Here is a 10,723-nt window from a genome sequence, read left to right on the forward strand (position 1 = left end):
CAGTTCTTCACTCCGCGTGGTTCCAGTAACGAGCTTGTAAAGCTGCGAAACTGTGGATATCGAGCAGGTCGGCCCCGTCGATCTTGGAGGTCGCATGACGCGCCAGCGCCAGCGGCAGCTCGTCGGGCGCCATGCCGCAGCCGTCGTCAGTGACGCGAATCAGCGTCTTGCCGCCGTCGGCATGGGCCACCTCGATGCGCGTCGCCCCCGCATCCAGCGCGTTTTCCACCAGTTCCTTGACGGCCGAGGCCGGCCGTTCCACGACTTCGCCCGCCGCGATGCGATTTATCGCGGCATCGTCAAGCTGCCGTATCGCCGGCCGATTCTGGCTTATGTTGGGGCTTGGGCTGTTCATGCATCAATACTTAGCACGGGCCGCGGCGATTCTGCCAGAGACGCTCGAACATCTTCGCATCAAAGCGATGGCGCGGGGGTTGGAAAGACAATATATTCAATTACGTGAATGCAGCTTGCCACCAGGAGGATTCCATGTTCCACAGAACCAGCCCCTCGCGCGGCGCCAACTCCCCCGACGTGACCGGGTTCCACGACCCCGCGACAGGCTCCATCCAGTACGTCGTTTCCGACCCCGCGACGAAACAGGCCGCGCTGATCGACACGGTCCTCGATTTCGACCCGGCCCATGCCCGCACCGGCACCGCCTCTGCACAGGCCGCGCTCGATTTCGTCGCCGACAAGGGCCTGACGGTGGCGTGGGTGCTCGACACCCACCCTCACGCCGATCACCTGATGGCGTCGGCATGGCTCAAGGAACAGACGGGCGCACCCAACGCGATCGGCGACAAGGTCCGCGAGATCTCGGAAATCTGGACCGGGATCTACAACACGCCCGGCGCCTTCGACCCCGACCGGGATTTCGACAGGCTTTTTGCCGACGGCGACAGCTTCATGCTGGGCGAGCTCGAGGTGAAGGTCACGCTGTCGCCGGGCCACACGCTGGGCTCCATCACCTATCTCGTCGGCGATGACGCGGCGTTCGTGCACGACACCTTCATGCATGTTGACGTGGGCACGTCCCGCGCGGACTTCCCGGGCGGGGATTCGGGGGTTCTCTATGACAGCCTGCAGCGACTCCTTGCCCTGCCCGACGAGACCCGGCTTTTCATCGGGCACGACTACCCGCCGGTGGGCGACCGGACCGAGGCCGCGTGGGAGGCCACGGTGGCCGAGCATCGCGCCAGCAACCCCCATGTCGGCGGCGGAACGTCGCGCGAGGATTACGTGAAACTGCGCGACGCGCGCGATGCCACGTTGAACCTGCCGGACCGGATTCTCCATGCGCTGCAGGTCAACCTGCGCGGCGGGCGCCTGCCGGATGCCGAGGCGGACGGCAACAGCTACTTCAAAATCCCCGCCAACAAGTTCTGAGCCCCTTGAAGGAGACACGGCCATGAAGACCGAAACAGTCGGCAACGCGACGCTCGAAACATGGACGACAGACGAGGTCGCCCGCGCGTGGGAGGCGGGAGAAATCGTGCTGATCGACGTGCGGACGGTGCAGGAATACGCCTTCGAGCATATCGAGGGGGCGCTTCTGCTGCCGCTGCCGTTCTTCCGCACCGACACGCTGCCGGGCCAGAGCGACAAGCGCATCGTGTTCCATTGCGGCTCGGGCGTACGCTCGGAAAAGGTCGCGCGGGCCTGCATCGAGGCCGGGTTCGACCGGATCGCCCACATGGACGGCGGATTCGGCGCGTGGAAGGCGGCCAAGCTGCCCTATGTCGGCACGAACATGGCCACGGGCGCCCCCCAACGGGTCAGCGACGATCCGGGTTGAGGGCCCGGGCGCTCCTCTTGGCGGTCAGGATCCCGCTTTTCTACCGCCGGTGGCCAGCGCGTCCAGATCGCATCGCGATTTCACGCTGGCCTCGCGCGGCAGGTCGTCGGTCGATGCGTCCGCGAAGCCGGGGCGCATCGGCGCGGTTTCCGCCCAGCGCAGCAGGAATGCCTTGCCGCACCGCATGTAGGCCACGCCGGCCGCTTTCGTGACTTGGCGCATCTCGTATTCGAACCGGCCCTCGTAGCCGTCGCGGTCGATCAGGACAACCGCCGGCGTCTTGCCCGACAGATGCGCGTAGAACAGGGCCTGATGCAGGCTGTCCCGGGCCGAACTCTTGCCGTCCAGACCGATCTCGATGACATGGTCGGCCGTTTCGCAATCCGCCCTGACATGGCGCTTCATGCCATTCACGTCGAAATAGTGCCGCGTCTCTTCCTCGCTCCCGGCGAGCATGGCGCATAGCAGCGCGGCGATCTGGACCTCGCCCATGCGGGCCTCCGGCGGTTGATGGCGCTCTCCGTTAATAAAGGTTAACGAAAGGTTAACGCAAGATCGGGTCGCACCGTTTCGACCGTCGCGCGACCGCCAGCCGCGGATTCGGCGCTGGACAACAGCCTCCCGCGGCGCACAAATGCGGCCCATGACCCGCGACACCCGCTTTCCCGGCCTGTCCGACCTGCGCACCCGCGCCCGCCGCCGCCTGCCGCATTTCGTATGGGAATACCTCGACAGCGGGACCGGCGAGGAACGCACCAAGGCGGCCAACCGCGCGGCCCTCGACGCGGTGCGGCTCAACCCGTCCATCCTGCACGGCGAAATCGACCCCGACCTGACCACCTGCCTGCTGGGGCAGGAAATGGCGCTGCCGGTGGGCATCGCGCCAGTGGGCATGTCCGGCCTTGTCTGGCCCGGCGCCGAACCGGCGCTTGCCCGCGCGGCGGCGCGCGCGGGCATACCCTATTGCCTGTCCACCGTGGCCAGCCGCACACCCGAGGACGTGGCGCCCAGCCTCGGGCCGCGGGCATGGTTCCAGATGTACCCGCCGCGTGACCCCGCGATCCGCGCCGACATGCTGCGCCGCGCCCGCGCGGCGGGCTTCGGCACGCTGGTTCTCACGGTGGACGTGCCGGTGGGCAGCCGCCGCGAACGGCAGACACGCTCGGGCCTGACACAGCCGCCCCGGCTGACGCCGCGGATCCTCGCGCAGATCGCCACGCGCCCGGCCTGGGCGCTGGGCGTGGCACGGGGCGGCATGCCCCGGATGCGGCTGGTAGACGCGTACGCGGGCCGGACCAGCGGCCTGCCGTCCAACCAGCACGCGGGCTACCTGCTGCGCACCTCGCCCGACTGGGATTACCTGCGCTGGCTGCGCGAGGCATGGGACGGCCCGCTTGTCGTCAAGGGCGTCCTGCGGGCCGACGATGCCGCGGCCCTGACCGCCGAGGGCGTGGACGCGATCTGGATTTCCAACCATGCGGGCCGCCAGTTCGATGCCGCCCCCGCCACCATCGAGGTGCTGCCGGCCATCCGCGCGGCGACCGACCGGCCCGTCATCCTTGATGGCGGGGTGGAAGGCGGGCTCGACATCCTGCGGGCGCTGGCGCTGGGCGCGGATTACGTGATGATGGGGCGCGGCTGGCATTTCGCGCTCGCCGCGCTGGGGCCGTCGGGGCCCGATCACCTCGCCCATGTCCTGCGCGAGGATCTCAGGGCGAACATGGGCCAGCTCGGCACGCCCACGCTGGCCGACGTCGCCGCCCGGCTGCTCCCGTCCGGGTAGGGCCACCCTACCCGCCGCCGCCCGGGCGGGTCTCAACCATATGAAAAAAGGCACCAAATCGCGGCGGCCTTCCGTGCAGCCGCCGCGCCCGATCGGGCAGGAATTGTCGCGAAAGGGTGAAAGCGCGCCACAGCGGGATTGCACGGCACCCGCGTTTGATCCTAAAAGATCGCGAAGCGCGCGCCGCGCTGCGGCAAAGTCCGGACCCGCCGGGGATGGCCGCACAAATCATGCCTTCTAAAGTGGAGGGGGGACAGGCCAGTGGCAGAATTCCAGAAAATCCTCATCGCCAACCGTGGCGAAATCGCGATCCGCGTCATGCGCGCGGCCAACGAGATGGGCAAGCGCACCGTCGCCGTCTTTGCCGAGGAGGACAAGCTCAGCCTGCACAGGTTCAAGGCCGACGAGGCCTACCGCATCGGCGAGGGGCTGGGCCCCGTGCAGGCCTACCTGTCCATCGACGAGATCATCCGCGTGGCCAAGTCCTGCGGGGCCGACGCCATCCACCCGGGCTATGGCCTGCTGTCGGAAAACCCCGATTTCGTCGATGCCTGCGCGGCCAACGGGATCACCTTCATCGGCCCTCGGGCCGAAACAATGCGCGCCCTCGGCGACAAGGCCAGCGCCCGCAACGTCGCGGTCGAGGCCGGCGTGCCCGTCATCCCCGCCAGCCACGTCCTTGACGACGACATGGACCGCACGCGCGCCGCCGCCGGGGAAATCGGCTACCCGATGATGCTCAAGGCATCGTGGGGCGGCGGCGGGCGCGGGATGCGCCCGATCAACAGCGCCGACGAGCTGGAGGAAAAGGTGCTCGAAGGCCGGCGCGAGGCCGAGGCCGCCTTCGGCAACGGCGAGGGCTATCTTGAAAAGATGATCACCCGCGCCCGGCACGTCGAGGTGCAGATCCTCGGCGACAAGCACGGCGACATGTACCACCTGTTCGAGCGTGACTGCTCGGTCCAGCGCCGCAACCAGAAGGTCGTCGAACGCGCCCCGGCCCCCTACCTGACCGAGCTCCAGCGCGAGGAAATCTGCGAACTGGGCTACAAGATCTGCAAGCACGTCAACTACGAGTGCGCGGGCACGGTCGAGTTCCTGATGGACATGGACACCAACCAGTTCTACTTCATCGAAGTGAACCCTCGCGTTCAGGTCGAACACACCGTCACCGAGGAGGTGACGGGCATCGACATCGTGCAGGCCCAGATCCGTATCGCTGAGGGCAAGACGCTCGAAGAGGCCACGGGCAAGGCGACGCAGGACGCGATCACCCTCAACGGCCACGCGCTCCAGACACGCATCACCACCGAGGACCCGCTCAACAATTTCATCCCCGATTACGGGCGCATCACCGCCTACCGCTCGGCCACGGGCATGGGCATCCGGCTCGACGGCGGAACCGCCTATTCAGGCGGGGTCATCACGCGCTACTACGACAGCCTGCTGACCAAGGTCACCGCGTGGGCGCCGACGCCCGAACAGGCCATCGCCCGGATGGACCGCGCCCTGCGCGAATTCCGCATCCGCGGGGTCAGCACCAACATCGCCTTCGTCGAGAACCTGCTCAAGCACCCGACATTCCTGTCGAACGCGTACACGACCACGTTCATCGACAGCACGCCCGAGCTGTTCAACTTCACCAAGCGGCGCGACCGCGGCACCAAGGTGCTGACCTACATCGCCGACATCACCGTGAACGGCCATCCCGAAACCACCGGCCGCCCCGAACCCTCGCCCGAGGCCAAGCTGCCCAAGCCCCCGCGCGAAGTGGCCGATCCGGCGCCGGGCACCCGCAACCTGCTGGAAGACAAGGGCGCCAAGGCGGTGGCCGACTGGATGCTGGCGCAGGACCGCCTGCTGCTCACCGACACGACGATGCGCGACGGGCACCAGTCGCTTCTGGCGACGCGGATGCGCTCAATCGACATGATCAAGGTCGCGCCCGCCTACGCCGCCAACCTGCCCGAACTGTTCAGCGTCGAATGCTGGGGCGGCGCCACCTTCGACGTTGCCTACCGCTTCCTTCAGGAATGCCCGTGGCAGCGCCTGCGCGAATTGCGCCAGCGGATGCCCAACCTGCTCACGCAGATGCTTCTGCGGGCCTCCAACGGCGTCGGCTACACCAATTACCCCGACAACGTCGTGCGCGAATTCGTCCGGCAGGCGGCCGAGACGGGGGTGGACGTGTTCCGCGTCTTCGACAGCCTGAACTGGGTCGAGAACATGCGCGTGGCCATGGACGCGGTGGTCGAGTCCGGCAAGATCTGCGAGGGCACGATCTGCTATACCGGCGACATCCTCGACCCGGACCGCGCCAAGTACGACGTGAAATACTATGTCGGCATGGCCAAGGAACTGCAGGCCGCCGGCGCGCACGTGCTGGGGCTCAAGGACATGGCCGGCCTGCTGAAACCGGCCGCGGCCACGCGCCTTGTCACCGCGCTCAAGGACGAGCTCGACATCCCCGTGCACTTCCACACGCACGACACCTCCGGCATCGCCGGCGCCACGATCCTCGCCGCCGCCGACGCGGGCGTCGACGCGGCCGACGCGGCGATGGACGCCTTCTCGGGCGGGACCAGCCAGCCCTGCCTCGGCTCCATCGCGCAGGCGCTCCGGCACACCCGGCGCAACACCACCCTCGATATCGAGCGCATCCGCGAGATATCGAATTACTGGGAACACGTCCGGTCGCAATACGTGGCCTTCGAATCCGGCCTTCAGGCCCCCGCCTCCGAGGTCTACCTGCACGAGATGCCGGGCGGGCAGTTCACCAACCTCAAGGCGCAGGCGCGTTCCCTCGGGCTCGAGGAACGCTGGCCCGAGGTGGCGAAAACCTATGCCGACGTCAACCAGATGTTCGGCGACATCGTGAAGGTCACCCCCAGCTCCAAGGTTGTGGGCGACATGGCACTGATGATGGTCAGCCAGGGCCTGACGCGCGAGGACGTCGAGAACCCCGATACCGACGTGGCCTTCCCCGATTCGGTCATCGACATGATGCGCGGCAATCTCGGCCAGCCGCCGGGCGGGTTTCCCGACACGATCGTGAAGAAGGTTCTCAAGGGCGAGGCGCCCAACACCGAGCGGCCCGGCAAGCACCTCGAGCCCGTTGACCTCGAAGCGGCTCGCGAGAGCCTGAGCGCCGAGCTGGAGGGCAAGTCGGTCGATGACGAGGACCTCAACGGGTACCTGATGTATCCCAAGGTGTTCCTCGATTACATGGGCCGCCACCGCACCTACGGCCCCGTGCGCACCCTGCCCACCCGCGCCTTCTTCTACGGGATGGCCCCGGGCGAGGAGATCAGCGTCGAGATCGACCCGGGCAAGATACTCGAAATCCGGCTGCAAGCCGTGGGCGAGACGCAGGAGGACGGCGAGGTCAAGGTGTTCTTCGAACTCAACGGCCAGCCCCGCGTGATCCGCGTGCCCAACCGGTTGGTGAAATCCCAGACCGCGCAGCGGCCCAAGGCCGAGCACGGCAATCCCGCCCACCTCGGGGCGCCCATGCCGGGCGTCGTCGCCTCGGTCGTGGTCAGCCCCGGGCAGACGGTCAAGGAAGGCGACATGGTGCTGACCATCGAGGCGATGAAGATGGAAACCGGCATCCACGCCGAACGCGACGGCACGGTCAAGGCGGTGCATGTCCAGCCCGGCGGCCAGATCGACGCCAAGGATCTTCTCGTCGAATTCGAGTGACGACGCGGCGCGGCCGGCCTCGTACCGGGGAACCGGCCCGCCACGCAAGACCGCGGCAGGGTGCGCATCCGCGCGCGGCGCGCCGTCGTGTTACCGACGCGGTGCAGCCGCGTTACAGCCCCTTGTTTTCGTTGTTGACCCTCGCCGCTCCCTGCACCGAGACTCCGCTTTCAAAACGCGGCAAATTCCCTACCCTGTCATCGTCAGGACAGGGGCGGCTCCCATGCAGAAAATCATCGTCTTCACCGATCTTCACTACCTGCCCGAGGGCGACGGCATCATCGGGCTGGACCCCGGCGCGCGCTTCGCGCAGGGCCTTGCTCACGCGCTTGAAAACCATCCCGACGCGGCACGCATCGTCATCACCGGCGACATCGCGCACAACGCCGCCCCGGCGGAATACGACCGTTTCCGCCGGGCCGTCGCGGATTGCCCCCTGCCCGTCAGCCTGACCGTGGGCAACCATGACCGGCGCGCGCCCTTCCGCGCGGCCTTCCCCGGCGCGCCCGTCACGGCCGCGGGCCATGTGCAGGACATCGTCGACATCGGCGCCGATACACGCCTCGTCTTGCTCGACACGCTCAACGAGGATGCCGAGGACACCCATAGCGGGCTGCTCTGCGAGGCGCGCCTCGCGTGGCTCGACCGCGCCCTCGAAACCGCCGGTGCCCGCCGCGTCATCGTCTTCAGCCATCATCCGCCCTTCCTGACCGGGTTCGGCGGGATGGACTGGATCGGCCTCAAGAACCGCGCCGAAATGGCCAGCCGCCTGCGCGCGCATGGCAACGTCGTGCAGATCGTCTCGGGCCACGTCCACCGCACCATCCAGGGCAGCGCCGGCGGCATCCCCGCGGCCATCTTCAAGAGCACCTGCCACCAGATGCCGATGGCACTGGGCTACCGCGACCCGCGCCTTTCGGTGGATGAGCCGGGCGCCTACGGCCTGCTGCTGCTGACGGATGACGGTGTCATTGTCCACACCGAGGATTTCACCCTGCCGCAACACGATACTGCCATTTACGACTGACCCCGCCCGATCCGGCACAAAGGAGCCCGCCATGCTTGAACTGCTGACCGACCCGGCCGTCTGGATCTCGTTCCTGACCCTCACGGTCCTCGAGATCGTGCTGGGCATCGACAACGTCATCTTCATCTCGATCGCTGCCTCGAAGCTGCCCGAGGAACAGCGGAACAAGGCCCGGATGCTGGGGCTGACCGGTGCGCTCGTGCTCCGGATCGGGCTGCTTTTCTCCATCGCCTGGATCATCGGGCTGTCCGACCCCTTCGTCACGATCATGGGCTGGCCCGTGTCGTGGCGTGACGTGATCCTGCTCGCCGGGGGGCTGTTCCTGCTCTACAAGGCCGCGACCGAGATCTTCGACGAGGTCGAGGGCGAGGATTTCCATACCGCCGAGGAACGCGTTGTCGAGGCCGTTTTCCTCAGCGTGATCTTCCAGATCATGCTGCTGGACCTCGTCTTTTCCATCGACAGCGTCATCACCGCCATCGGCATCGCCGATCATATCGAGGTGATGGTCGCCGCCGTCGCCGTGGCCATCATCGTGATGATGGCGGCCGCCACCCCCATCGCCGACTTCGTCGAGGCGCACCCCTCGACCAAGATGCTGGCGCTGGCCTTCCTCGTGATGGTCGGCATGGCGCTGGTGTCCGACGCGTTCCATTTCCACGTGGAACGTGGCTTCATATATGCCGCGATGCTTTTCGGCGGCGCGGTCGAGGGGCTCAACCTGCTGCGCCAGAAACGCCGCCGGGCCGCGCAAGGCCGCTAGCCCGCGCCCGGCCACACACTCCGGGCCGGTCGCCGCCGTCATGGCCGCGGCGCGGGCGTGCTGCTCCTCTCGATCCTGCAAACGCGAAGGTTCAATCGCCTGCAACACACCGAAGATGGCTCTTGTGAAAGGCGCGTAATTCCGCTTGTACTGGGCCGCGAAATCAAGGACGGACACCCCATGACCACTTGGATCACGATCTGCGACACCTGCAAGCGCGATGACTGGGACGAGACCACCCATGCCCGCCCCCACGGTGCGGACATGGCCGAACTCGTCGAGCATCATGCCGCCGGCCGGCCCGTCCGGACGCGCCGTGTCTCCTGCCTGATGGGATGCGCCCACGGTTGCAACGTCGCCATCCAGGCGCCGGGCAAGCTCTGCTACACGCTGGGCCGTTTCACCCCCGATGACGCCGCCGCCGCGGCAATCGTGGACTATGCCGAACTTCATGCCGGGTCTGCGACCGGGCAGGTACCCTACCGGCAATGGCCACAGGGCGTGAAGGGGCACTTCGTCACCCGCCATCCGCCCTTGCCGATGGACGACGAGGGTTGAGCCGATGGTCGCCACCGCACCGCGTGACCACGGCGGCGGGCTGGATGACGCGATCGCGCACCACGGCGGCACGCGCGCCGGCTGGCTCGACCTGTCCACGGGAATCAACCCGGTGCCCTACCCGGTGCCCGACCTTCCCGCCGCCGCATGGCAGGACCTCCCCGACAGCGCCGCGCAGATGGCCCTCGCCGAGGCTGCACGCCGCTTCTGGAACGTGCCCGCCGGGGCGTCCGTCCTCGCCGCGCCCGGCGCCTCCAGCCTGATCGCAAGTCTCCCGGCCCTCGCCATGCCGGGCCGCGCGGACATCCCCGAACCCACCTACAACGAACACGCGGCCGCCTTCGCCGCGCATGGCTGGGAAATCAGCAATGACCGGCCGCAACAGGCGCAGGCCCGTGTCATCGTCCACCCCAACAACCCCACGGGCCACTGGTATGGCGGCACCGACCTGACCGCGCCGCTCACGGTGATCGACGAAAGTTTCGCCGATGTCTCCCCGGATCGCTCGCTGATCGCCCACGCGGACAGGCCCGGCACGATCGTGCTCAAGAGCTTCGGCAAGTTCTGGGGGCTGGCCGGCCTGCGGCTGGGGTTCGCCATCGGCGCGCCCGACCTGGTCGACCGGCTTGCCGGGATGCTGGGGCCTTGGCCCGTCTCCGGACCGGCGCTGGCCATCGGTACCGCGGCGCTGTCCGATCCGGACTGGGCGGTTGCCACGCGCACCCGCCTCAACGAGGACGCCGCGCATCTCGACGCGCGCATGATGCATGCCGGCGCCCGCGTGGCGGGCGGGACGTCGCTTTTCCGGCTCTACCGCGTGCACCATGCGGCCCGCTGGCAAGCCCGCCTTGCGCGCGCGCACATCTGGTCGCGCATCTTTCCCTACTCGGACGAGTTCCTGCGCCTCGGCCTGCCTGCGCCCGATGCCTGGCCCCGGCTGGAGGCCGCACTGGCATGAGCCTCGCCGCCGCCCTCTCGCTGGCGCTCCTGCTCGACGCCTCGCTGGGCGAGCCGCGCTGGCTATGGTCGCGCCTGCCGCATCCGGCCGTGCTCATGGGCCGCGCCGTCGGCTGGTGCGACGCGCGGCTCAAC

General features: G+C 67.8%; 9 protein-coding genes and 2 pseudogenes. 9 read left to right on the top strand and 2 right to left on the bottom strand.

Annotation, left to right across the window (positions count from 1 at the left end; genetic code table 11):
* Positions 1-46 precede the first annotated feature (46 nt).
* Positions 47-355: pseudogene (locus ACH107_RS25780) on the bottom strand (ATP-binding protein); the annotation flags it as partial.
* Positions 356-489: 134 nt separating this feature from the next.
* Here ACH107_RS25780 and ACH107_RS25785 point away from each other — a divergent pair.
* Both ACH107_RS25785 and ACH107_RS25790 read left to right on the top strand, forming a co-directional pair.
* Positions 490-1,389, top strand: a complete 900-nt coding sequence (locus ACH107_RS25785; RefSeq protein ID WP_412508472.1) for an MBL fold metallo-hydrolase — start codon at positions 490-492, stop codon at positions 1,387-1,389.
* Between the two features lie 22 nt (positions 1,390-1,411).
* Positions 1,412-1,798: a rhodanese-like domain-containing protein gene (locus ACH107_RS25790; protein WP_412508474.1), complete on the top strand. Its 387-nt coding sequence runs from the start codon at positions 1,412-1,414 to the stop codon at positions 1,796-1,798.
* Between the two features lie 24 nt (positions 1,799-1,822).
* Here the strand turns inward: ACH107_RS25790 and ACH107_RS25795 are convergent, their stop codons facing one another.
* On the bottom strand, positions 1,823-2,290 hold the full coding sequence (locus ACH107_RS25795) for a hypothetical protein (RefSeq protein ID WP_412508476.1): 468 nt from the start codon (positions 2,288-2,290) through the stop codon (positions 1,823-1,825).
* A 142-nt stretch (positions 2,291-2,432) separates the two neighbouring features.
* Here ACH107_RS25795 and ACH107_RS25800 point away from each other — a divergent pair, with 142 nt between their 5' ends.
* From ACH107_RS25800 to ACH107_RS25830, 7 genes and pseudogenes are all read left to right on the top strand, one after another.
* Positions 2,433-3,581, top strand: a complete 1,149-nt coding sequence (locus ACH107_RS25800; protein WP_412508477.1) for an alpha-hydroxy acid oxidase — start codon at positions 2,433-2,435, stop codon at positions 3,579-3,581.
* A gap of 261 nt (positions 3,582-3,842) precedes the next feature.
* Positions 3,843-7,283 carry a pyruvate carboxylase gene (locus ACH107_RS25805; protein WP_412508479.1) on the top strand — a complete coding sequence of 1,147 codons (3,441 nt, stop codon included), beginning with the start codon at positions 3,843-3,845 and terminating at the stop codon, positions 7,281-7,283.
* A 223-nt stretch (positions 7,284-7,506) separates the two neighbouring features.
* Positions 7,507-8,310, top strand: a complete 804-nt coding sequence (locus ACH107_RS25810) for a phosphodiesterase (protein WP_412508481.1) — start codon at positions 7,507-7,509, stop codon at positions 8,308-8,310.
* Positions 8,311-8,341: 31 nt separating this feature from the next.
* Positions 8,342-9,073 carry a TerC family protein gene (locus ACH107_RS25815; protein WP_412508482.1) on the top strand — a complete coding sequence of 244 codons (732 nt, stop codon included), beginning with the start codon at positions 8,342-8,344 and terminating at the stop codon, positions 9,071-9,073.
* A 180-nt stretch (positions 9,074-9,253) separates the two neighbouring features.
* Positions 9,254-9,631, top strand: coding sequence for a DUF1636 family protein (locus ACH107_RS25820; protein WP_412508483.1), 378 nt, complete (start codon positions 9,254-9,256; stop codon positions 9,629-9,631).
* Positions 9,632-9,635: 4 nt separating this feature from the next.
* Positions 9,636-10,589: a threonine-phosphate decarboxylase CobD gene (gene cobD, locus ACH107_RS25825; protein WP_412508485.1), complete on the top strand. Its 954-nt coding sequence runs from the start codon at positions 9,636-9,638 to the stop codon at positions 10,587-10,589.
* Positions 10,586-10,723: pseudogene (locus ACH107_RS25830) on the top strand (adenosylcobinamide-phosphate synthase); the annotation flags it as partial. The gene cobD and the pseudogene ACH107_RS25830, both read left to right, overlap by 4 nt.

Source organism: Roseovarius halophilus (ex Wu et al. 2025), assembly GCF_047086965.1.